Annotated in this window: 22 protein-coding genes; 4 read left to right on the forward strand and 18 right to left on the reverse strand. The window is 41.0% G+C overall.

Features of this window, described 5'->3' with window-relative positions:
- Window positions 1-80: 80 nt before the first annotated feature.
- The 11 genes from Q5O24_14495 to Q5O24_14545 all read right to left on the reverse strand — a co-directional run bounded on the left by Q5O24_14495 (window position 81) and on the right by Q5O24_14545 (window position 8729).
- On the reverse strand, window positions 81-1298 hold the full coding sequence (locus tag Q5O24_14495) for an iron-sulfur cluster carrier protein MrpORP (protein ID WKY47540.1): 1218 nt from the start codon (window positions 1296-1298) through the stop codon (window positions 81-83).
- 175 nt (window positions 1299-1473) lie between these two features.
- On the reverse strand, window positions 1474-2343 hold the full coding sequence (locus tag Q5O24_14500) for an ATP-binding protein (GenBank protein ID WKY47541.1): 870 nt from the start codon (window positions 2341-2343) through the stop codon (window positions 1474-1476).
- Window positions 2321-3178: an ATP-binding protein gene (locus Q5O24_14505; GenBank protein ID WKY47542.1), complete on the reverse strand. Its 858-nt coding sequence runs from the start codon at window positions 3176-3178 to the stop codon at window positions 2321-2323. The genes Q5O24_14500 and Q5O24_14505 overlap by 23 nt, the downstream gene beginning before the upstream one ends.
- Window positions 3175-3474, reverse strand: a complete 300-nt coding sequence (locus Q5O24_14510) for a BMC domain protein (GenBank protein ID WKY47543.1) — start codon at window positions 3472-3474, stop codon at window positions 3175-3177. The genes Q5O24_14505 and Q5O24_14510 overlap by 4 nt, the downstream gene beginning before the upstream one ends.
- 2 nt (window positions 3475-3476) lie before the next feature.
- Window positions 3477-3845, reverse strand: coding sequence for a NifB/NifX family molybdenum-iron cluster-binding protein (locus Q5O24_14515; GenBank protein WKY47544.1), 369 nt, complete (start codon window positions 3843-3845; stop codon window positions 3477-3479).
- Between the two features lie 10 nt (window positions 3846-3855).
- The gene (locus Q5O24_14520; protein ID WKY47545.1) at window positions 3856-4215 is read right to left on the reverse strand and encodes a DUF134 domain-containing protein; all 360 of its coding nucleotides are present in this window, start codon (window positions 4213-4215) and stop codon (window positions 3856-3858) included.
- 60 nt (window positions 4216-4275) lie between these two features.
- The gene (locus tag Q5O24_14525; protein WKY47546.1) at window positions 4276-4971 is read right to left on the reverse strand and encodes a CDGSH iron-sulfur domain-containing protein; all 696 of its coding nucleotides are present in this window, start codon (window positions 4969-4971) and stop codon (window positions 4276-4278) included.
- Between the two features lie 203 nt (window positions 4972-5174).
- A complete protein-coding gene (locus Q5O24_14530; GenBank protein WKY47547.1) occupies window positions 5175-5963 on the reverse strand; it encodes a family 1 encapsulin nanocompartment shell protein in 789 nt (262 codons plus the stop codon).
- A gap of 24 nt (window positions 5964-5987) precedes the next feature.
- A complete protein-coding gene (locus Q5O24_14535; protein WKY47548.1) occupies window positions 5988-6329 on the reverse strand; it encodes a ferritin-like domain-containing protein in 342 nt (113 codons plus the stop codon).
- 244 nt (window positions 6330-6573) lie between these two features.
- Complete coding sequence (locus Q5O24_14540) at window positions 6574-6903, reverse strand: cupin domain-containing protein (GenBank protein WKY47549.1); 330 nt, start codon at window positions 6901-6903, stop codon at window positions 6574-6576.
- Window positions 6900-8729: a GGDEF domain-containing protein gene (locus tag Q5O24_14545; protein WKY49267.1), complete on the reverse strand. Its 1830-nt coding sequence runs from the start codon at window positions 8727-8729 to the stop codon at window positions 6900-6902. Before Q5O24_14545 ends, Q5O24_14540 begins: the two co-directional genes overlap by 4 nt.
- A 207-nt stretch (window positions 8730-8936) precedes the next feature.
- Between Q5O24_14545 and Q5O24_14550 the strand changes: the two genes are divergently transcribed.
- Both Q5O24_14550 and Q5O24_14555 read left to right on the forward strand, forming a co-directional pair.
- Window positions 8937-10115 (forward strand): iron-containing alcohol dehydrogenase, encoded by a 1179-nt coding sequence (locus Q5O24_14550; GenBank protein ID WKY47550.1) that lies wholly within the window; start codon window positions 8937-8939, stop codon window positions 10113-10115.
- On the forward strand, window positions 10099-11583 hold the full coding sequence (locus Q5O24_14555; protein WKY47551.1) for a diguanylate cyclase: 1485 nt from the start codon (window positions 10099-10101) through the stop codon (window positions 11581-11583). Before Q5O24_14550 ends, Q5O24_14555 begins: the two co-directional genes overlap by 17 nt.
- Window positions 11584-11607: 24 nt before the next feature.
- On the opposite strand, the gene Q5O24_14560 is transcribed toward Q5O24_14555, so the two are convergent.
- The gene (locus tag Q5O24_14560) at window positions 11608-13467 is read right to left on the reverse strand and encodes a diguanylate cyclase (protein WKY47552.1); all 1860 of its coding nucleotides are present in this window, start codon (window positions 13465-13467) and stop codon (window positions 11608-11610) included.
- Between the two features lie 455 nt (window positions 13468-13922).
- Between Q5O24_14560 and Q5O24_14565 the strand changes: the two genes are divergently transcribed.
- Together Q5O24_14565 and Q5O24_14570 are read left to right on the forward strand one after the other, a co-directional pair.
- Window positions 13923-14384, forward strand: a complete 462-nt coding sequence (locus Q5O24_14565; GenBank protein ID WKY47553.1) for a DUF6323 family protein — start codon at window positions 13923-13925, stop codon at window positions 14382-14384.
- On the forward strand, window positions 14374-15768 hold the full coding sequence (locus Q5O24_14570) for a DUF6179 domain-containing protein (GenBank protein WKY47554.1): 1395 nt from the start codon (window positions 14374-14376) through the stop codon (window positions 15766-15768). The genes Q5O24_14565 and Q5O24_14570 overlap by 11 nt, the downstream gene beginning before the upstream one ends.
- Here the strand turns inward: Q5O24_14570 and Q5O24_14575 are convergent.
- The 6 genes from Q5O24_14575 to speD form a co-directional block, all read right to left on the reverse strand.
- Entirely contained in the window at window positions 15762-16160 is a 399-nt protein-coding gene (locus Q5O24_14575; GenBank protein WKY47555.1) for a PaaI family thioesterase, read from the reverse strand. The two genes, Q5O24_14570 and Q5O24_14575, sit on opposite strands and share 7 nt — an antisense overlap.
- Before the next feature lie 77 nt (window positions 16161-16237).
- Window positions 16238-17371 carry a carboxynorspermidine decarboxylase gene (gene nspC / locus Q5O24_14580; protein ID WKY47556.1) on the reverse strand — a complete coding sequence of 378 codons (1134 nt, stop codon included), beginning with the start codon at window positions 17369-17371 and terminating at the stop codon, window positions 16238-16240.
- Window positions 17371-18570, reverse strand: coding sequence for a saccharopine dehydrogenase family protein (locus Q5O24_14585; GenBank protein ID WKY47557.1), 1200 nt, complete (start codon window positions 18568-18570; stop codon window positions 17371-17373). Before Q5O24_14585 ends, nspC begins: the two co-directional genes overlap by 1 nt.
- 24 nt (window positions 18571-18594) lie before the next feature.
- A complete protein-coding gene (speE, locus tag Q5O24_14590) occupies window positions 18595-19449 on the reverse strand; it encodes a polyamine aminopropyltransferase (GenBank protein ID WKY47558.1) in 855 nt (284 codons plus the stop codon).
- Window positions 19450-20880 carry an aminotransferase class I/II-fold pyridoxal phosphate-dependent enzyme gene (locus Q5O24_14595; GenBank protein ID WKY49268.1) on the reverse strand — a complete coding sequence of 477 codons (1431 nt, stop codon included), beginning with the start codon at window positions 20878-20880 and terminating at the stop codon, window positions 19450-19452.
- 311 nt (window positions 20881-21191) lie between these two features.
- Window positions 21192-21983: an adenosylmethionine decarboxylase gene (gene speD / locus Q5O24_14600; GenBank protein ID WKY47559.1), complete on the reverse strand. Its 792-nt coding sequence runs from the start codon at window positions 21981-21983 to the stop codon at window positions 21192-21194.
- Window positions 21984-22214 lie beyond the last annotated feature (231 nt).

The raw sequence follows: 22214 nt of genomic DNA on the forward strand, positions 1-22214 counted from the left end.
ATTTATATTCCCTTTTTTTAATACTTCAATCAAAAAAAAAAACGAACTTAAAATTTAAGTTCGCTTTTGCCAATCAGTTTCTAGTGTTCGCCACAATCGTCATGATGTTCATGTTCATGACAGATAGAACCGGTTGATTCAAGTTTTCCGTCAAGATAAAGTGCTGCTGAATCAGCCGCTTCGCCCTGAACACCAATGACAACTTCAATACCTTTTTCGTTGAAAATATCCACAGCGCCACCGCCCATGCCGCCGGAAATAATGACATTAACACCCATATCATTTAAGAAATTAGGCAAAAATCCAGGTTTATGTCCGGGGTTTGGGACTGCTTCTGATTTCACAATAGTTTTACCTTCTGCATCGAAAATCACAAAGCTTTCACAATGGCCAAAATGACCAGTTACTTTTCCATTATCACTTGCAACGGCAATCTTCATTTTCTGTTCTCCTTTGCTTTCTTTTTTTTCTTCATCTAACTCCAGCTTATTGGCCAGCTCATCCAGCCAGTTAATATCAGTCAGTTCGATCAGACCTTTATCACAGGCAGCAGCAAGCTTAGGATCGATCGGCATTTTCGCCACTACATCCACACCATATTGGTTCGCTACCTCTTCAACATGACTGTCCCCAAAAATTGAATGTCTTTTACCGCAATCCGGACATTTGAAAAAGGACATATTTTCAACTAGTCCAAGAACTGGAATTTTCATCATCTCCGCCATTTTAACTGCTTTAGCAACAATCATTGAAACCAGTTCCTGGGGCGAAGTAACAATAATAATCCCATCTACGGGAATCGACTGAAAGACAGTCAGGGGAACATCTCCAGTGCCAGGCGGCATATCGATAAACATATAATCAATATCCCCCCAGATCACATCGGTCCAGAACTGTTTAACGGTATTGCCAATAATCGGACCACGCCAGATGACCGGATCCGTGTCATTCTCCAGCAGTAAATTGATGGACATGATATCAATCCCAGTTTTACTGGTGTTGGGATAAACCCCAAGTTCACTGGATCTTGCTTTGTCTTTAATCCCAAAAGATTTGGGAATCGAAGGCCCTGTAATATCCGCATCGAGAATCGCCGTATTATATCCTCTTCGACTCATAGTGACCGCCATTAAAGAAGTCACAAGGGATTTTCCTACCCCACCTTTGCCACTGACGACGCCGATAACTTTTTTTATCCGGCTCAATTCATGGGGCTGTTCCAGAAAATCATTTTTTTCTTTTCGATCGCTGCATTCTTCACTGCAGCTGCTACAACTTTGTTCACATGCTTCACTCATAGTTTTCTCCTCAAATTTCCAAGTTTTTATGATAAACAGCTTCTTTCTGTTTATTTTTTATTAACACATTCTTCTATATAAAAGAATAGAATCTATTTGATAACTTTGTAATCGTTTATTCTCTAGTTGCGAAATTTACACGCACCAATTTCTCACTTATTCCACTAAGTTTTAATCAATTTTTTTGATAGAGTACCTTAAGTGTCTGATTAAAAACATCTCTAACAGCAAAACCGGCTGGACATTCCTTATCAACAACGGTTTTACCGTCATTGACAGCCTGAACTGCACACTGGTCATAGGGAATTTCGCCCATAAATGAAAGTTCTTCCTGCCTGCAATAGTCCTTTATTTTTTCAGTATTCTCTGGACTGGTATCAGCCTTGTTAACACAAACCACTGTTTTAGTATGAAAAACTCGGGCTGTTTTAACGATTCTTTCCAGATCACTAATCCCTGAAATTGAAGGTTCAGTGACAATCAAAACCAGGTCTACCCCGCTTAGCGAGGCAATCACCGGACAGCCAATCCCCGGCGACCCATCAATAATTGCCAAATCCACATCCTTCTTCAGGGCTGCACGCATTTGTTTCTTGACCTCCGTTACTAAAAGGCCCGTTGTCCCACTACCCATCTTAAGTTTAGCTGTCGAAAAGACCGCATCCCCAGTATATAGAATCAGATCCCCGTCAACCCGCTGATTCATGGAAATAGCTTTAGCTGGACAAAATGCCTCACAAACTCCGCAACCTTCACAGGCATAGGGATCAATCGTAAAGCCATCCTTTTCAATCACCGAATCAAACCGGCAAAGGAATTTGCAGGCGCCGCATTTTATACAGATGTCCTGAGCAATTAATGCTTTTCCCATCCCATAGAAGTCGGTCTCTTTTTTTTGACCTTCATTTTCCATAATCAAATGAAGATTGGGGGCATCAACATCACAATCGGCATAAGCCAAAGCTTTTGATAAGCGAATAAAAGCACTGGCAACTGTCGTTTTCCCGGTTCCGCCCTTACCGCTAAGCACCAGCAACTGTTTCATGATCAATCGCCTCCTTTATTTTCCCCAGAAACTCCTGAAACATTTTTTGATATCGACTATCCACCCTGGCCACAATCTCACCGTTTGAAGCCATTTTCCCCAGAGATCGGTTAAAAGGGATCTGACCCAGAATCGGAATCCGGCTTAGACGGGCAAACTTTTCGATGGGATTGTCATCTTCAAGACACTTGTTGATGATAATCCCATGGGGTTTATTAAATAATTTCACCAGTTCATAGACCATCTGCATATTATGAAGTCCAAATAGGGTCGGCTCAGCAACCAGGACACAGAAGTCCGCATCACGAATACTTTCCATCACGATACATGCACTGCCTGGCGGACAGTCAATCAGGACTGTTTCATCACTGTCTTTTACCTGCTCAAGAAGCGCTTTTATAATCGGTGTTCCTGAAGCTTCCCCGGTATTCAATATACCTGAAAAGACTTTGACCTGTTCAGAAACCCCAGCTTTTATTTTTCCAATGACTTTGTCTTTTTCGGTCAAAGCTTTTTGAGGACAAAGTATTATACAGCCGCCGCAGGAGTGACAAATCTCGTCAAAAACAATTAGCTTGTTGACAATTGATGCGAGGGCATTGAATTTGCAAAAATCAACACAGACCCGGCAGCCCTTGCATAAATCTTCATCGACTACCGGAATTTTTACTGTAACATCTGTACTTATAACAGACTGTGGTTTGAAAAAGAGATGGCCATTTGGCTCCTCAACATCACAATCGAGGTAAGCGGCAGACCCTGCCATAGCAGCGAGATTGGTCGAAACAAGGGTTTTTCCCGTTCCACCTTTGCCGCTAAGGACTGCTATTTTCACTTGTTCATCCTTCTTTCAATCGCTGAAAGCGCCGCTTCTACAGCGGTAATATCGCCAAAAACACCTAGCGTTGTAATATGCTGGGGACAGAGTCCGTGGATTTCTGACACTATCACTTCCGACGTTTTTTCAGCAATATCACTACTGACAATCACTTCAATCACCGTTCCCTGACATAGACCAACTGCCGTAAATTCATCTTCAAGAACACGCTCGGCCACTTTTCGATCTCCCACTTTTCGGGCAAGAATTTCTTTTGTTCCACTAGAAATACCATTGATCAGTTCAATTTTCATGCTTAGTTTCCCCCATGTCCATGAAATCCTGGATGGATATTTGTCAGTTCTTCTAAACTTCCACCCTGATACGCTTTAACATTATCTTCTATCGATTCATTTTTGTTTTTATATAATTTTATCTCTGCCTGTTTGAATACATCTGCCGCATTCTCACCACATCTGGGCGTAATCAGAACATTTGCACCAGTATCAACAATAATCTGAGCTGCCTTAATTCCAGCACCGCCCTGGGCAGTCGCTGCCTCATTGGCTAAGAAGTCTCCCTGTTTTTCCTGGGTATCATAAATATAAAAATAGGGGGCCCGTCCAAAAGACATACAAACTTCTGTATCGATTGTGTTTTCATCTACTGGTATTGCAATTTTCATTTTTTACTCCTTATCCTATTGACTGGCGATGTCTGCGACACCGTCCACAGCCGGTCTGTTCATTTTCCAATGCATCATCGCAAAGCTTATAATTCCCACCTTCAATTTTAATCACCGAACCATTTACAATGGCATCGGCTATTTTTTTTCTGGCCTCATTATAAATCCGCTGGACTGTCGTCCGTGCGACGTTCATGCTTTGAGCACACTCCTCCTGCATCAAGCCTTCGTGATCGATCAGGCGAATGGTTTCATATTCTTCAACAGTCATTACAATCACATCATTCTCAGATCCTCGACTGTTTAAAGGTCCAAAAAGGTTTGTTTCCGGCAAACAGCATACTTTTCTTCTTTTTACTGGTCTTGGCATAATCAATCACCTCAATTTCTGTTTGCCAATACTTATATTATACGCAATTATAAACATATGTCAATAATCAATCCTAAACTTTTTTTCGCTGTCACAATAATGCACCTCAATATGTTTCGCATCACAAAATGGTTTATTTTCGGATTTCCCGCATCGACACAAGGTGACACGATCTCTTATTTCGTAACTTTTTCCTGAAGCCGATATAATCTCAATCCGGCCTCTGACAAAAATCCCACCACTGACTTTCTTCTCTGGGTCCTGAAGAATAGTTATTTCAGGCTCCACATTTTCTTCCATGCCTTCTCCATTTTTCTCAAGCGGCACAAGACGTCCGGCTGGACACTCAAGCGATGCCAAAATTGCTTCCTTTTTTAAAAAAGCATCATCTGACTTTTTCACCAGTTCCCAGGCACTACCACTTTTTCGATGGCAAAACCGGGCCAAAGCGCAGCGGTGATCATCCATTAAAATCAGGTCCGGTCCTTCAATTCTCTCAGCCCGATCATTAAAATCGTCATTGCTTGCAGTTTCCTGACCATCAAACCCGCAGTTGTCGTGTTCACCATCACAAAAAGGCGGATTTTTAGAATGTCCACATCGACATAGAGCCACATTTTCCTGTTGCGGGAGTTCCCGACCTTCCTCCAGGATATATCCCTCCTTTCCTTTTTTAATAATTTTTTCACTAAGTAAAATCTGTCCATAAACCAGATATGGACCATCCGGTAAAATTATTATTTTTTGTTCTGACATTGTTTTTCATCTCCTGATAAGATATTACAATTCTATCAGTTATTATATTATTTTTCATCAATGATTTTCATTATAATCATTTCCAAACTGCTTTTTCTAAACAATCAAAAACCGTTTTAAAAAAGCAGTTTTGTCCAACCAGAGACTGGTAATGAAACAAACTGCTTTTCTTTATTCTACTTTTCTTTATTTGCTATTGGAAATTAAAGGGTGTAGGAAAGGATAATATTTTCATCCAGAATACGGAAAGTAAAACTTTCGGTAATAAACAAATTGATATTTTTCGCATCATAAGATTCAAAACCGATTGCATAATCCTGGCCAATGGTTAATTCAAGATTCCCATTGTCGTAAGGAATCAAGAAAGCACCTTCTAAAACAGTGCTCAAAAGAATCTTTCCGCCGATCAGGGATTCAATCCTTTTTATAAGTGGATAACCTTGTGAACTCGTGTTTAGACGATTATATGCTTCCTCACCAACAATCAAAACAAAGGGTCCGGCTTCAAATTTTTCTTTCAGGATTATGATTCCTTTTGAGATTGCTTCCATTATTTCTGAATCTTTTTTACCAAAAGAAATTTTTTTATTTCCCCCTGCGCCATCTAATCCATCGATGAAACCAGGTTCATAGCCATAGTAAACCGCTTTTTCTTCAAACTCCGCAATTTTTTTAACCGCTTCTTCGAGGTTTGATAGATCTATATCTTTAGCACCACGAGTTAAATTATCCATTTCCCAACGATTTACACTAAAGGATACGCGAACTTCTGTTAAGGGCTTAACTGAGAATACTCCTGTTTTAACCATCTCATCTGTATCATCTGTTAAATTCAGACGACCTTCAGAAATACTTGTAAAATCCAGACCTTTGGGCCCCTCAACCTTAACAGCCTTTCTTGCAGTTAAACGACTTTTCAACACTTCCTCTGCCCGACCATCAATTTCACTCCATGCCAGCTGGGTTAAGGGTGCCATTTCTCTCTTTAACATAATCTTCCTCCTATATATAATATTCTATTTTAAATCACCAATAGTTAGACCAGCTGACAGCTCAGAGCCCGCATCTTCACCATCTTCTGCTTCCAGAATAGAACCCTCTATAAAAAGATAAGTTCTCAACTCATTATCCCATTTATCCATATTACGTCGAAGCCATTCAATCGTCATGCAGGCGTGCTCAATTTCTTCATCACGATTATGCGCCATAATCCCTTTCAGTTCGGGATCATTTGTCGCGGCAACACGCTGATTATACCAATCAACAGCTTCCAGTTCTTCCTTGAGGCTGTTAATTGCCCGCGTGATATTCATCGTCTTTTCATCCAATTGTTCAACCGGTTCATGATACTGTGCCATAAAAATAAATCCTCCTTATTTTTTAGGTTCTACTTATTATGGTATACCCAATAAAAATTAAAATCACACACATTGTTATATATTCAAAACATTTTTTCTTTGAAATCTATTTCTGCGAAACAACGAACCATGCGGTACTCGGTTCCGTTAACTCTCCACCTCGTCGCGTCAGTCGCCATATGGATCCTTCCTAACAAAGAATAAAAAGAGATGAAAACCCAGCAAGTAAGGTTTTCATCTCTTTTTATTCTTTGTATACTGCATGGCTCATTGATTCGCGAAAAATACACAGCCAGATACAAGGCGGAGAGGTCGATGTATAGACTACACGATGTTTTTCGTGAGCTTTTATTTCCAGAAAATCGCCTTTTCTCATTACTTCAATCCGACTATTGTCAAACTCCAGTTTTGCTTCCCCCTCTAAAAGAAACACTAGTTCATTTTCGTCCTGATCATACCAGTCACTGTTCTGGCCGGTACTGATAATACGTTCCACCCGGATTGATTGGTCTTTAAAAAGAATATCAAGTTTCTCTTCTTTTAAAGGCAAAAATGGCAATTCATACAAATTCATCTTAACCCCTCATCATCACACCGAACTTTCAGACAATACTGACTGCCCGATCTTTTTTTACAGATTTTTTTAACTTTTGCCGCGACTTCACTCAGTTCATAAATATTTTTATAACGCATCGTCCGGACACCAGCAATGGATACCGACAACAAGGGGAAGGCTTCTTCTTCATCATGTCGATTCCTGGCTAAAATAAAACCTTTTTCAATGTCTTCCTCACGATAAAAGCTTCTTACAGACAAATCAAAGGCCTCAATAATGGCCTGGCATCTTAATTCTGCCTGATTCCAAGGGACTACAGCAACAAAATCATCGCCGCCGATATGGCCGATAAAAGAACCAGCCAGTTCTCTTCTCAAAAGAAAACTGAATTCCTTTAAAACAACATCTCCTTTTTCAAATCCATATACATCATTATATACTTTAAAATTATCCAGATCAAAGTATAGCACACTCATATCTTCACCGTTTTTAATTAAGGTGGTAAGTTTCTCTTCAATCATAATATTTCCTGGCAGTTCCGTCAGCGGATTAAGATGTTTTGCATAAACAAATTCCATTTCAATCAGTTTTTCCATCAGATCTTTAACCGTCACCACACCATAATATCGGCCCCGATTGGTCACAATTACAAAATCATATATCTTTTCCGGATCCCGATCCATGGCAATTTTTCCAGTTGCATCAATGGTTGACTGATAATCCACCAATGTAAAGTCGGTATCCATAATCTTACTGACTGGCTTATTGGCATAAAGAGTATAACCAAACTGGCCGCTGATTTTCCGATACAGGTCATTTCTGGTAATTACTCCAATTGGCATGGATTTTTTCACAATACAGTAACCCGAAATTCGGGGATCTTCCTCAAACATCGCATAGACATCAGAAACCAGCATATCGGGAGAAATAAATTTAACCATCCGACAGATATCATCAACTTTTATCTGCTGCCGCAATTCATGACGAGTTCCAATTTTCTTGTCGTTCTCAATTTTAATCCGCTCAACAATATAGGCATCAATTTCTTTAATTTTCGGATGCGGTCTTTGAATCAGATATCCCTGTCCATATTCCACACCAATTTCAATCAGCGCTTCCAACTCTTCCTCTGTTTCGATACCCTCTGCAATCAGAGATGTCCCGGTAAACCGGGCAAACTCATTGAGTGAACGAATCAGCGACTGTTTAGTCATATCTTTATCGACATTGCGGACAAGCTTCATATCAAGTTTAATAAAATTAGGATGAATATCTGAAATCAGGTTAAGACCTGAATACCCGGCCCCAGCGTCATCAATTGCTATTCGGTAATCCTGTTCTTTGTAATGACTAATAATATTGATAAAATCAGCCATATTATCGATCGCTTCCCGTTCTGTAATTTCAAAAACTATTTGTTTAGGGTCGATTGAAAAGCGGTTTAAATATTCACGGGTAAAACCTTTTTTAAATTCATCGTCTTTCATAATATTAGGATTAACATTGAGGAAAAGCCGCCCATTAATTTTTTGAACCATTGCAGATTCCAGGGCTTTAGTCCGGCACAAATATTCCAGTTCCCAGACTTTCCCCAGTTTTTCCGCATAATTAAACAATTCATCCGGAAAATGCAGAGGAGTATGAACCGGTCCACGACTCAAGGCCTCATACCCAAAGATCCTGCCACTTTTTATAGACACAATGGGCTGAAATACAGTTTCTATCTCTTTTTTCTGCAGAATATCATGAAACAATTCTTCTGCCAGATCTGCCAATTTATTTATTTTCAAACTAATAACCTTCCCCAAATCATTTCTCCTCACATCAATCCCCGGATTTTTCATAATAATCACTAAAAATTACCTGAATTTTCAGGCGACTTAATCATCTAACTGTATTATTATAAATTAGATAGCCCAAAACTGTCATCAGTCTTTTGTAAACATTCTGTTAAATCTGTTTTCTTTGTGAATATTAAAAAATCCGTTTAAAATCTTTCTTATACGGTATAATAAAAATAATAAGTTAAAGACAAACTACGGAGGTGTTTTATGAATTATTCAATACTAGAATTAAGAAAATTCGTTATTCCTGAAATTATCATAGGGACCGATGCGCGCCTCTTAATTGGACGATATATTTCCCACTTTAACTCTAAAAAGCCGATGCTTGTCGCCGATCAGATCCTCCGTCAGTTTGACTGGTTTAAATCCCTTAAATCGACAATCCTTTCCGAAGCCCAGAACCTGATTCTATTTGATGGCTACACTGCCAACCCTAAAGATTTCGAAGTGATGATTGGCGCTGAGCTTTTCCTTTCCGAACAATGCGACTTGCTCATTGCTGTCGGCGGCGGCTCATCTATTGACTGCGCCAAAGGCATAAGCATTGTTGCCAGCAATGGTGGAAATATTCTTGATTACGAAGGTGTCGATCAGGTTAAAATGCCGGGACCGCCTCTAATCTGCATTCCCACGACTGCCGGATCTTCTGCCGATGTTTCTCAATTTGCCATTATCGCTGATTCCCATACAAAATCCAAAAAGGCCATCATCAGCAAGAAAGTAGTTCCTGATTTGGCTTTAATCGACCCGGTTCCGCTGATGACCATGAACCCCTATCTGACCGCCTGTACCGGAATGGATGCCTTAACACACGCTATCGAAGCCTATGTATCCACCGCTCATTCCGCCCTGACTGATGTCCACGCCATTGAAGCTATTTCTCTGCTTTCTGATAATCTGGCCGCATCTGTCGAAGCTGATGCCTCACTCGAGACCAAATTCCAGATAATGCTAGGCTCACTCCAGGCTGGACTGGCCTTTTCCAATGCCAGTCTAGGTGGTGTACACGCAATGGCGCATGCATTGGGAGGATATCTCGACCTTGCTCACGGCGAATGTAACAGCATCCTTTTAGAGCACCTCATCAAACTTAATTATCCAACTGCTCCGGATCGCTACAATGAAATAGCCCGCCATATGGGCATTAATACCGATGCGCTTGAAAATGATGAAATCCTCCAGTCTCTTACAACAGTTATCGCCCAACTTCGAGAAAATCTTGGCATCCCCGCCAAAGTAAAAGTTGCCAATTTGAATACAAAAACTATTGATGCCCTGGTCGAAAACGCTTTATCTGACCCCTGTATGGTAACCAACCCAAAAACCTTAACCAACCAGGAAGTCAACCTGATTTACAGGAGGATTATTGATGACAAAAAAGAATAAAAATATCACCCGCGAAGCAATTATCGGACTGGGTGAAGAATCATTTAAAAAAAATTATTACTCGGAGCTGCAGACAAAACTTCACGACCTGGAGATCATTAACAGCCAGCAACAGGCACTAATTGAAACCATTCCCGACATCCTGTTAATCAGCGAGGAAGATGGTCGAATTTCGCCATTCAGCGGTCAAATTGCCAGCAATATGATAAACACACAAAATATCATGCGCAATCAAATCATTATGGAAGATCTCAAATCTGTTATTGCTGAGGTCATCAGGAAAAAACGCCTGATGACTTATTATTTCTTCATCCCCATCGAGCGTAAAACCAGGTATTTCGAGGTCAGAGCGCAAATATCCAAATTTTCAGAAGTGCTGATCATTATCCGCGATATGACTGAACCGATTCTGCTTGAAAAACAGCTTCGGGACCTGACCAGAAAGGATACTTTAACCCAGCTTTACAATCGACGCTATTTTGAAAATTCTTTGGATGATATCAATGAACAAATAATCGAAGATCTGACGATTGTCCTGATTGATATCGACGGCCTAAAAATGATCAATGACACCCTGGGTCACCTGATCGGAGATCAGATTATTATTGCAACCGCCGGAATGATTAGCTCCGCCTTTAAATCCCTGGGGCTGATTTCCCGGGTTGGCGGTGATGAGTTCGGGGTTATTATCATCGATCAGAAAGCAGAACGAATTGAGGAAGCCCTTGCTGAGCTGATTGAAACTTCATCAAAATATCTCACTGATGAGGGTGAATCAATTCGTATCTCTTTATCCTACGGCTATGCTTATCACGCCTCAGGCTATGTAAACACTGACTTTCTCTATCAGGAAGCCGACAATAACATGTACCAGAATAAACTTTTAAAAGAACACAGCGCCCGAAATAATCTGGTCAAAACGCTGATGAAAGCCCTTGAAGCCAAGGACTATATCACCGAGGGCCACACCAGTCGAATGCATGAACTAGCCACTAAAATGGGTACTCTGCTCAAACTCCCTCAGCATACGATTGATCGTATTCAGCTTTTAACCAAGTTTCATGACATTGGCAAAGTAGGGATTCCTGACAGTATCTTAAAAAAACCCGGCCCACTTACCGAAGATGAGTGGAAGGTGATGAAAACCCATTGCGACATCGGCCGCCGGATCGCCGATGAATCCATAGAACTAAAAGATATTGCCCACCTGATCTTAAAACATCAGGAAAAATGGGATGGGACCGGTTATCCTTTAGGGTTGACCGGAGAAGAAATCCCTATTGAATGCAGAATTCTGACAATTGTCGATTCTTTCGACGCAATGACTAATGACCGCCCCTACCGTAAAGCACTCTCACATCAAACTGCTATTGAAGAAATAATCAATTGTTCCGGCAGCCAATTCGACCCCGTGCTGGTTTCCGTTTTTACTGGTATTGATCATGACTCACCTTTTGAAAGCAATTAAAAAATCCCCTTTTACGGGGATTTTTTAATTTTCTTCAACAATAGCCGCCAGAGCTTCCACCACGTCGGGATCATAATGGGTGTTTTTATTCCGCCGCAACTCCCAGATAGCATCCTCCTCACTCAATGCTTCCCGGAACTCACCTTTCATTGTCATATCATCAAACCGCTCTGCGACAGCAATAATCCTGGCCAGACGGGGAATTTCTTTACCTCTTAGCGCCTGAGGATACCCGCTGCCGTCAAATCGTTCATGATGAGAAAGTACAATCCCAGCCAAATCAATGGTATGTTCAAAGGCATTAAGAATCCTGAATCCAATCAGCGGATGCTGCTGCATTTCTTTAAAACCGTCTTCGTCTCCATACTCGCTTTTTTTAATTACCTCCCGATCAAGGGCCACTTTACCGATATCATGAAGGTAGGCCGCTTTTCCAACCTTATTGACTTCCTCCAACGGCAAATTCATTTTTCTGGCTATTTTTTTACTCCACTCACTGGTCCGTCTTGAATGCTGAGCCTCTTCCGGAAACTCACTGTAGAGGCTGTTAACAATAATATTAAAGGTTTCTTCGTTTCCTTTTCCCTTACCCATGGTTTTTTCAGTATACATCCGCTCCTCAGCCTGATTAATCTTCTGATAAATATTCTCTTCGACCACTTCTTTAGTGGCAATTCCCATGGATACAACACCTTTGATCCCTTTTACTTCTTCCTTTTCCAGATTACTGCGAATTCTCTCCGATAAATTTATAGCCTCCAGATTCTTAGTCTGAGGCAAAAGAATGGCAAATTCATCACCACCCCAGCGCGCAATAATATCATCTGCCCGGCAGACCTTCTTAAAAACATCCGACACTTTCATTAACAGTTCATCACCCGCATTATGGCCAAAAACATCGTTAGTCAACTTCAGGCCATCAACGTCGCCCATGATAACCGATAAGGGTAGATTTCTTTCGGTGTCCAGGCGTTTTACCTCTTCTTCAAAGTATCTTCGATTATATAGGCCGGTCAGCGAATCATGAAAGGTCTGATATTCCATTTCTTTGTTTCTCATCTTATGATCGGTGATATCCCTAAAAATCATCACCACTCCTGACAATTGGCCGCCCTGATCCTTAATCGGAATTACGGTGTCTTCCAGATGATAATTGGCTCCGGTTCTGGAAACCAGAATTGCATGGCTTTCCAGATCTTTTGTTTGCTCTGTAGTAAACACTGTTCGAATTGGATCAATCAGCATGGCCTCAGGGTTCTCATGAATCAGAATCATCACTTCTTTATATTGCAGGCCATGGGCTTCCTGTGTTGTCCAGCCAGTCATCATCTCCGCCTGACTGTTCATGACTTCAATTTTACCCTCTTTATCAACAATCATGACTCCATCATTCAGAGCCAACAGGGTTTTTAAATATTTTTCCCGGGTTCTCTTGGTTGCCGTGCTGACATAGGCTCCCACTCCATATTGACTATTTTGCAAATCAACGGGAAACTTAGTCAGCTTATATAAATTACCTTCCCACATCAGTTCATCTGTCACGAAACTTCTCTGCTCCAATACCTTTTTGTCAGAATTCCACTGCTGTTGGGCTTTGTCTCCTTCCAGCAAATCAAAGTCGCTTTTATCTATAATATTTTCATAAGCTTCCCCGAAGATTTCCTGCATGGGCTGATTGACAAAAATATATTTCAGTTTTTCATCTTTTAGATACACCGGAATATCTTCCGACCTGATAAAATGCTGTACCAGTTCATTAAAACGCCTTATTTCTTTATCCCGGCTGAAATATCTGATGCGCTTAACCGCGAAGAAAACCCCAACGACAATCACCACTAGAAGTATCATTATTCCTGCAATCATCGGTCCTGTCAGATTTACCATTCTACCTGTCCTTATATTAAAAATTATTATTTTCTATAGAAACACTTATCGTATTAGTATGACATTAAACGCACTTTACCGTCAATAAAAAAATCGGCAAAGTCGAAACTTTACCGATTTTTCAGAAATTTATAAGATTATTTTGTTTAATAAACACAGGTGAAATATCCGTCGCCATATGCTTCCGGACTGTACTCTTCATAATATACCCTACCACAATCCTTGTCCCCGGAATAAAACACATCATATCCGGGCGCTCCATCTGAACAGAAACAAAGCCATGGGCCTCCTATCAGCGACTATCTTAACCATAGTCATCAGTTAAAACAAAAAAAGACCCCAGCTTGCAAACTGCGTCCACTTCATGATATACTATTAGTAGTCCTTAAATTATTACTCTTTAAAATATTATTATATCATATTATTTGTATTTTGTCAATATCTAAGGAGGGTTTATGTCGTCTTTTTTAACATTTTATGAATCTCCCAGTCTGCTTGCTTCCAATTCAAAAACAATCTTTGACTGCAACCAATTCACTAAGGCTCATAACCTGATATTATCCCCTGAAGAAGCCGGTGAGTTAGCCCTAGTTCAGCAAAAATCCTTAAAAGAACACGGAAGAATTGATTTATCCGGTGCCATGATCCCGAAAAAAATAATCACGGTATTCTCCGAAAGTCCTTACCTCACACCTGAAAACTACTTCGAGACGGTGACAGAACTGATCGATATTTTCTATGCCTGTCAAACAGAAACTCTTGAAAAATTTGGCGATCTTGAACTGATCAATATAATGAAAAACCTTTTCGACACTATCTGCCAGGGCTCACTTGAATTGCTAAAAGACCGGACACTTTATCGACTTGCCCGAAAGAGCCATTTTTCAGGAATGATCGACGAAAACGATGATTGCTAAGGAGAGCGTTATGAATTCTGTTATCCATAACCGTATTATCGATCCCAACAGTCTGGATCCAGCCAATTACTGCCAGTCCCTTTTAAGAATCGGCTATTTATATGGACTGATTGATAAGGAGGCTTCCTATTCTATTCAAATCCAGCTGTTGGAATTGCTTAAAAGTCAGATCGATTCCTATACCAGGTCCCAAAGCACTTCTGTCTTAACTGAAGTGGCCGAGGCACTCTACAAGTCAATTCTTTACACCATCAGTCTGGCCATCAAACCTTTGCCTTCTCCGGAAACTGCTATTGATTCGCTTAAAACAAGCCCCCTTACTGTTCTCTTTAATACAGGGTTAAGAATTGCTAATCAAAAAAGCTATACTGCTCAAATACTTTTTAAACAGATCCAAAAAAGCCGTCTGCAAACCGATAATATCGCTTATCAATCGACAATTGAAAAAGGACTCCACCCTTTCTTCAACGCTTACAGACCAAGATACTTTGCACATGACCTGCCCGGACTTAATATTGATTATCCACTCCTGGTTCCAATAACCAATCTGACTGGCATCGAATATTTTTTAAAAACCCTGACCAGTCTGAAACTGGAAAACCATTTCTGTTTATCTTTTGACCCTCAACAAATTCACATGGTTTTAAGCAGTCACGATGAAAATTATCATGATCTGCTGATTAATATCAGCTATCAACTCTTGAAAAACGCTTTGGCTTGTACCTACCTCAAAAAACCGCTGCACGACTTGACGTTGACTCCAGATGATTTATCCATTTTAGCCCAAAAGTTTAAGGGCTGTAACCGGAAATCTCTCTTGGCAATTTTCGAACAGCAACTGGTCCTCCTATTTAAGGCTCACAATCTTAGCTCTTCAGGCTGTGACTATTTCAAGCTGGCTTTACCAGAACTGACCGCTGAATTAGACACTGCCTTAAAAAACAAAACTATTGATAAATTCTTTGCTTTATATAAAGAAAAACCCCTGAATCGGATTCTTTTTTCCACCGCTGAGCCTATGCCCCCTTCCGATTATCAGGAATTCATCGAGGAATTCAAAAGCTGTCGCTTTCAGTCTGATCAGTTAGCCATGATTCAATTATCAGTTCACTCACTAATTGATTTTAAAAAAATCCTGCTCGAACAACTCTTTAGCATCAGCCAGGCAAAAGCAGTTTTTGATCTTTTGTCCAATTCTGACCTGGCCGCATTCTATCAGTATTATATGTTTCCAATGGTTGAAGGAAATGCTGAATTCAGTGGTGATGAACTATATCTTAGCACTCTGCTCCAAAGTTACTTATCGGTTCTAACCCCCGAACATCAAGAACAGATCCGCCTACTGTCTTCACGACTGATTATCAGTCCGGAAAATTTCTATTGATTATTGCCTTCTTTTGTAAAGCCAGTTCCATTAAACTGGGCAATCAGTCTACCTTCTTTATCCGTCACGATTACAGAATAATGGCTAAGTGTTTTGCTGGAGTTAAGTTCCTTTGCCTCTGCAATCAACCATTCCCCTCTTGGTGGTCGGAAATAATCGATATCGGCATGAATCCCAACCGTCGCATACCCCCGAGAGTTTGAGGCAACCGCAAACGCAAAATCAGCTAATGTGAAAATCACCCCTCCCTGAACGACACCCATTCCGTTAAGATGTTCGTCCTTTATGGTCATCCTGACTTCTGCCCAACCTTCTTCAACATTCTGAATTTCAATACCAAGAAGTTTAGCGAACTGATCCTTTTTAACTGTTTTTATCATTTCTTCTTTCATAATGCCTCCACACACTTCTTTTCGTTATAGTATAACAAAAAAACTGCCTCCCGGCAGTTTTTTCATCTTATATCTTATTACGACAATCTCATCTTAAAATCCTCGTAGCCAAACTGCCGTACTGTTTTTAATCTTCCATCCAAGGTTCTCAGAACAATATCCGGCAACGGAATACCGTTAAAAGTATTATTCTTAACCATTGAATAAATAGCCATATCACAAAAAACCAGGTGATCAGAAATCTTAAGCGGTTGATCAAACGAATAATCGCCAATCACATCTCCCGCCAGGCAGGTCGGTCCTGCCAAGCGATAAGAATAAGCCTTTTCGCCGGTACGTCCGGCTCCAATTACATCTGGCCGATAGGGCATCTCGATCACATCCGGCATATGGCAGGCTGCAGAAGCATCCAGGATAGTAATTTGAATCCCATTATCCACAATATCCACGACACTTGTCACCAGAAAACCCGCATTTAAAGCCACCGCTTCACCTGGCTCCAGATAAACTGCCACATTGTATTTCTCTCTAATCCCCTTTATCAGGCCAATCAGTGCGTCACGATCATAATCAGCACGGGTAATGTGGTGACCCCCCCCCAGATTAATCCACTTCATTTGCGGCAGAAATTCGCCAAACTTTTCTTCCACAGCGGCCCATGTTTTAATTAAATCATCCACATTTTGTTCACAAAGCGTATGAAAATGAAGGCCGTCAAGCCCCTCGAGCTGGTCAGCTTTAAATTGTTCCCGGGTAACCCCCAACCTTGATCCCGGCGAACAGGGATCGTAAATTCCATGCTCCTGAGTTGAACATTCAGGATTAATTCGCATCCCACAGCTTCTTCCGGCCTCAAGCGCCTGGTCTTTAAACTGTTGCCACTGAGCAAAAGAGTTGAAAACCAGATGATCGCAGATTTTTAAAATCTCATCAAAGTCTTTGTCCTGATAAGCCGGTGAAAAAATATGGTTTTCTTTCCCCATTTCTTCAAAACCAAGTTTAGCCTCATAAAGGCCACTGGCCGTCGTTCCAGAGAGATATTGACCAATCAGTGGATAGACAGCAAACATAGAAAAAGCTTTTTGGGCCAGCAGAATTTTACATCCTGCCTTTTCTTCTATATCTTTTAGAATTTTCAAATTCTTTACAAGCAGACTTTCATCCACCACATAGGCAGGGGTATTAATCACGCCCTCATAAGAAGCATCCATCAGTCAACCAATTCCGGTTCAAAGCTCTCCTGCCAGGGCAGTCCCCATTTATTTAAAGCTTCCATAAATGGATCTGGGTCAAATTCTTCGATATTATAAACGCCTGGCTTTTTCCAGATCCCTTCCATGATCAGCATTGTTCCAATCATGGCAGGTACACCAGTCGTGTAAGAAATCGCTTGCGAGCCAACTTCTCTGTAACATTCCTGGTGATCACAAACATTGTAAAGGTAATAATCTTTCTCCTGTCCATCCTTGATTCCTTTAAAAATACAGCCGATATTTGTCTTGCCGACTGTTCGCGGACCAAGGCTTGCCGGGTCCGGCAGGACTGCCTTTAAAAACTGCAGGGGTACTATTTGCTTGCCTTCAAATTCAATCGGCTCAATGGAAGTCATTCCCACATTTTCCAGACATTTCAGATGGGTCAGATAGCTTTGCCCAAAGGTCATAAAAAAGCGAATGCGTTTAATCCCTTTAATATTTAATGCCAGAGATTCCAGTTCCTCATGATGCAGAAGATACATATCCTTGGGTCCGATTTCCGGAAAGTTGTAAACGCGTTTAATTGCCATGGGTTCGGTTTCAACCCACTCACCGTTTTCCCAGTAACTGCCATTGGCCGTTACTTCACGGATATTAATTTCCGGATTGAAGTTAGTGGCAAAGGGATAACCATGATCTCCGGCATTGGCATCGAGAATATCAATGGTATGAATTTCGTCAAACTGATGCTTCATCGCATAAGCCGAAAAAACTCCGGTTACTCCTGGATCAAAGCCGCTGCCTAAAAGGGCCGTGATTCCAGCTTCTTCAAATCGCTTGCGGTAATCCCACTGCCATTTGTATTCAAATTTGGCGGTATCCTCCGGCTCGTAATTAGCAGTATCTACATAATGGGTTTTTGTCGCCAGGCAGGCATCCATAATGGTCAGGTCCTGATAAGGAAGGGCCAGATTTAAAACCACATCCGGATTAAAACTTTCGATCAGTTTAACCAGTTCCTCCACATTATCAGCATTCACCTGAGCAGTGGAGATTTTTGTTTTTCCGCCCTCCAGTTTTTCTTTTAAAGCGTCACATTTCGATTTAGTTCGTGACGCGATCATTATTTCTTCAAAGACATCGCTGTTCTGACAGCACTTATGGATTGCTACACTGGCAACTCCACCACATCCGATAATCAGGGCTTTTCCCATTTTATTACCTCCATTATTTATATTTTAATTTTCCACTTCTTTTAACAGTTCTTCGACATAGTTAGGCAGGGCAAAGGATCCAACATGGAGTCTGGTATTGTAGTAAAGGGTTTTAAAACCCAGTGCATTCCACTTGACCGCCTTCAGATCATCGATGGGATGATATTTTTTAGATGCAAATCCAAAGAGCCAGTGGCCCGAAGGATATGTTGGAATATGAGCCTGATAAACTCGGGAGACCGGAAAAGAATTAACAATTCTCTTATGGGCTCGCTGCATGGCAATGGCATCTTCCGCATAAAAAGCACTTTCATGCTGATTGACCATCATCCCGTCTTCTTTTAGAGCTTTATAGCAGTTGCCATAAAATTCTTTAGTGAACAAACCCTCTCCTGGTCCAAAAGGATCGGTTGAATCAACGATAATCAAATCATATTCATTTTCATGCCGTCTGACAAACTTTAATCCATCCTGATAAAAAAAACGCACCCGTTCATCATTAAATCCGCAGGCTGTCTGGGGCAGATATTTTTTACAGACTTCGACCACTAGCTCATCAATTTCTACCAGATCAATCTGTTCAATCTGCTGATATTTAGTGAGTTCCCTAAGCACCCCGCCATCACCGGCGCCAATCACCAGAATACGTTTAGCCATGGGATGAACAGACATGGGCACATGGACAATCATTTCATGATAAATATATTCATCTTTTTCTGTCAGCATAATAAAACCGTCAAGGGTCAGAAATCGTCCAAATTCCTTAGAGTCAAAAACATCAATCCGCTGGAATTCACTTTGCCCCGAATACAATTGACGGTCAACCTGAATGGATAACTTCACCGTAGGTGTATGCTTTTCTGAAAACCACAATTCCATTTAGATTCCCTCCATCACATTTAAATACTCCAGGTTCATATCTTCCGGTCCAGTCATCGAAGAACCCCTGGCCTTCATATAAGTAACCGAGTCAAGAATTTCTTTGGTAATTCGCTCACCCGGTGCCAGAATGGGAATTCCCGGTGGATAACACATCACAAATTCACTGCAGACTCTGCCAACCGTATCCCCGATAGGAAGCGCAATTTTTTCACCATAAAAGGCTTCCTGGGGACCAACTACCACTTCCGGATTGATATACTCATAGGTTACCATCCCCGTCGGATCTTTTCTGTAAATTCGTCTGATTTCTGCCAGTGCACTTACCAGTCGTTCCAGATTCTTTTTATTGTCGCCCACCGAAATATAAGCCAGGAGATTCCCCACATCGCCAAACTCGGTTTGAATATCATATTCATCCCGCAAAAGGTTATAGACTTCGATACCTGCCAGCCCCAAATCCAAGGTATTAACCGATAACTTAGTCTGATCAAAGTCAAAAATTGTGTCCCCGTTAATCAGTTCCTTGCTGTAGGCATAGTAATCACCGATTTCGTTAATCTCATCCCGGGCATACTGAGCCATCTCCGTTACTTTTGAAAAAATTTCCTTTCCATGAAGGGCCAGATTTTTCCTTGAGATATCAAGACTTGATAAAAGCAGATAAGATCCACTGGTGGTCTGAGTCAGGTTAATAATCTGCCGAACATAACCTGCTTTCATTCTCTCCCCAATCAAAAGAAAAGAACTTTGGGTTAAGGACCCCCCACTTTTATGCATACTGACAGAAGCCATATCGGCTCCGGCCGCCATAGCACTAATCGGCATATTTTCCCCAAAATAAAAATGGGTGCCATGGGCTTCATCAACCAATGCCAGCATCCCTTTTTCATGCGCCATTTTCACAATGGTGCGTAAATCCGAACAAATCCCATAATAAGTCGGATTATTCACCAGAATTGCTTTAGCATCCGGATTTTTTTCAATCGCTTCCTTCACTGCTGGAACAGACATCCCCAGAGAAATTCCCAGCCGGTGATTGATCTCCGGATTAACATAAACCGGTATTGCACCACAAAGAATCATGGCGTTGATGACGCTGCGATGGACATTTCTGGGCAAAATAATCTTATCACCCCGTTTGCAGACTGATAGCACCATACTCTGTACCGCCGACGTTGTTCCATTCACCATAAAAAAGGCGTCCGCTGCCCCAAAAGCATCAGCTGCCAGCTCTTCCGCTTCCCGAATCACAGAGACGGGATGGCATAAATTATCCAACAGCTTCATTGAGTTTACATCCAAAGACATACAGACTTCACCGAGAAAATCAGTCAATTCTTTATTCCCTTTGCCCCGCTTATGACCCGGCACATCAAAAGGCACCAGCCGATCTTTTTTCATCTGCTTCAAGGCTTCCATAATTGGCATTCGTTCCTGATTTTTTTTCGTCACTGACTTCCCCTTTCTAAAAATTTAACAGAAGCTTTTTTTAAAAGCTCTCAGCGTGTCAATAAACCCCGTCCCGACAAATGACCTAGGGGTCAGACCCTTGAATTTCGTAGGCTGGTGGGTTTCGTACAGTTGCAATAATAGAATTGGCTAAATCTCAGCGTTTCTGTGCAACTGTTCGCCCCGATGCAGCGAGTCTGCCCCCTTGGGTACAACTGAAAAGCCAATTGTCGGTACTCAGTTGGTATAATTAACTTTTTTGACAGTCTCGAAGCTTTATCAAAAACTTTTTAGTAGATATTGCTGCCGCTGAAAATCTCAATCATTTCCCGCCGGATGCTTTCGGTAATCTTCAGCCGCATTTTGGGCGGCAGTTCATAGACATCCGTATTAAAGAGATAATTCTGAAGATTAATTTCTTTTAAGAGCATCTTGGTATGAAAAATATTGGACTGATAAACATTGATATCAATGGCATCATAATCTTCCAGCGTCCGGTTATCGATATAATCCTGAATCGACGTTATTTTATGATCCATAAATAATTTCTTACCCGAAACATCTCTGGTAAATCCCCTTACCCGATAATCCATGGTAATAATATCCGAATCAAAAGAACCAATCAGATAATCCAGCGTACTCAAAGGCGTAATTTCCCCACAGGTGGCCACATCAATATCGACTCTGAAAGTGGCAATGGAAGTATCCGGATGGAATTCCGGATAGGTATGAACGGTTACATGACTTTTGTCCAAATGAGCCACCACTGTATCAGGTGCAACACAATTTTCTCTGCCATTTAATCCGCAATCCCTTAAAAAGGTTTCCTCCGCAATCAAAAATGTAACACTGGCCCCCTGGGGATCGTAATCCTGGGTTGAGACATTGAGCACTTTGGCGCCAATCATCTCCGTTACCCGATATAAGATACTGGTCAATCGTTCAGAATTATACTGTTCATCAATATAGGCAATATAATCCTGCTGCTCTCTCTGACTCTTGGCATAGCATACATCATAAATGTTAAAACTTAAGGACTTCGTCAAATTATTAAAACCACTTAGCATCAATTTATTTTCCATTTCCACCCACTATCCTATTTAAATATTAATAAATTATATTGAAATTTAAACCCACTATATCTTGATAATAAAATTTTACTGCTTTGTTTATCACGAAAAAACTCAAGTGAATAAATACACATCCACTTGAGCTGATTTCTACACCACTGATGACTGTATTGCAGAAGCTTAAATCAGGATACAAGAAGTTAATATTTCACACCTTTTATTGATTACTTTGAGATTAGATAA

The sequence above is a fragment of the Eubacteriaceae bacterium ES3 genome, assembly GCA_030586155.1.
In the GTDB taxonomy this organism is placed as follows: Bacteria; Bacillota; Clostridia; order Eubacteriales; family Eubacteriaceae; genus Acetobacterium.

Excerpts from the sequence above, each read along its gene's own strand:
- Q5O24_14535 (WKY47548.1), bottom strand. The coding sequence starts at position 6,329 with ATGGCACAGTATCATGAACCGGTTGAACAATTGGATGAAAAGACGATG.
- Q5O24_14525 (WKY47546.1), bottom strand. The coding sequence starts at position 4,971 with ATGTCAGAACAAAAAATAATAATTTTACCGGATGGTCCATATCTGGTT.
- Q5O24_14515 (WKY47544.1), bottom strand. The coding sequence starts at position 3,845 with ATGAAAATTGCAATACCAGTAGATGAAAACACAATCGATACAGAAGTT.
- speE (WKY47558.1), bottom strand. The coding sequence starts at position 19,449 with ATGGAATTGTGGTTTTCAGAAAAGCATACACCTACGGTGAAGTTATCC.
- Q5O24_14520 (WKY47545.1), bottom strand. The coding sequence starts at position 4,215 with ATGCCAAGACCAGTAAAAAGAAGAAAAGTATGCTGTTTGCCGGAAACA.
- nspC (WKY47556.1), bottom strand. The coding sequence starts at position 17,371 with ATGGATGCTTCTTATGAGGGCGTGATTAATACCCCTGCCTATGTGGTG.
- Q5O24_14545 (WKY49267.1), bottom strand. The coding sequence starts at position 8,729 with ATGAAAAATCCGGGGATTGATGTGAGGAGAAATGATTTGGGGAAGGTT.
- Q5O24_14550 (WKY47550.1), top strand. The coding sequence starts at position 8,937 with ATGAATTATTCAATACTAGAATTAAGAAAATTCGTTATTCCTGAAATT.
- Q5O24_14575 (WKY47555.1), bottom strand. The coding sequence starts at position 16,160 with ATGAAAGAAGAAATGATAAAAACAGTTAAAAAGGATCAGTTCGCTAAA.
- Q5O24_14565 (WKY47553.1), top strand. The coding sequence starts at position 13,923 with ATGTCGTCTTTTTTAACATTTTATGAATCTCCCAGTCTGCTTGCTTCC.
- Q5O24_14560 (WKY47552.1), bottom strand. The coding sequence starts at position 13,467 with ATGGTAAATCTGACAGGACCGATGATTGCAGGAATAATGATACTTCTA.
- speD (WKY47559.1), bottom strand. The coding sequence starts at position 21,983 with ATGGAAAATAAATTGATGCTAAGTGGTTTTAATAATTTGACGAAGTCC.
- Q5O24_14510 (WKY47543.1), bottom strand. The coding sequence starts at position 3,474 with ATGAAAATTGAACTGATCAATGGTATTTCTAGTGGAACAAAAGAAATT.
- Q5O24_14530 (WKY47547.1), bottom strand. The coding sequence starts at position 5,963 with ATGTTAAAGAGAGAAATGGCACCCTTAACCCAGCTGGCATGGAGTGAA.
- Q5O24_14585 (WKY47557.1), bottom strand. The coding sequence starts at position 18,570 with ATGGGAAAAGCCCTGATTATCGGATGTGGTGGAGTTGCCAGTGTAGCA.
- Q5O24_14555 (WKY47551.1), top strand. The coding sequence starts at position 10,099 with ATGACAAAAAAGAATAAAAATATCACCCGCGAAGCAATTATCGGACTG.
- Q5O24_14595 (WKY49268.1), bottom strand. The coding sequence starts at position 20,880 with ATGCCAATTATGGAAGCCTTGAAGCAGATGAAAAAAGATCGGCTGGTG.
- Q5O24_14540 (WKY47549.1), bottom strand. The coding sequence starts at position 6,903 with ATGAATTTGTATGAATTGCCATTTTTGCCTTTAAAAGAAGAGAAACTT.
- Q5O24_14570 (WKY47554.1), top strand. The coding sequence starts at position 14,374 with ATGATTGCTAAGGAGAGCGTTATGAATTCTGTTATCCATAACCGTATT.
- Q5O24_14495 (WKY47540.1), bottom strand. The coding sequence starts at position 1,298 with ATGAGTGAAGCATGTGAACAAAGTTGTAGCAGCTGCAGTGAAGAATGC.
- Q5O24_14500 (WKY47541.1), bottom strand. The coding sequence starts at position 2,343 with ATGAAACAGTTGCTGGTGCTTAGCGGTAAGGGCGGAACCGGGAAAACG.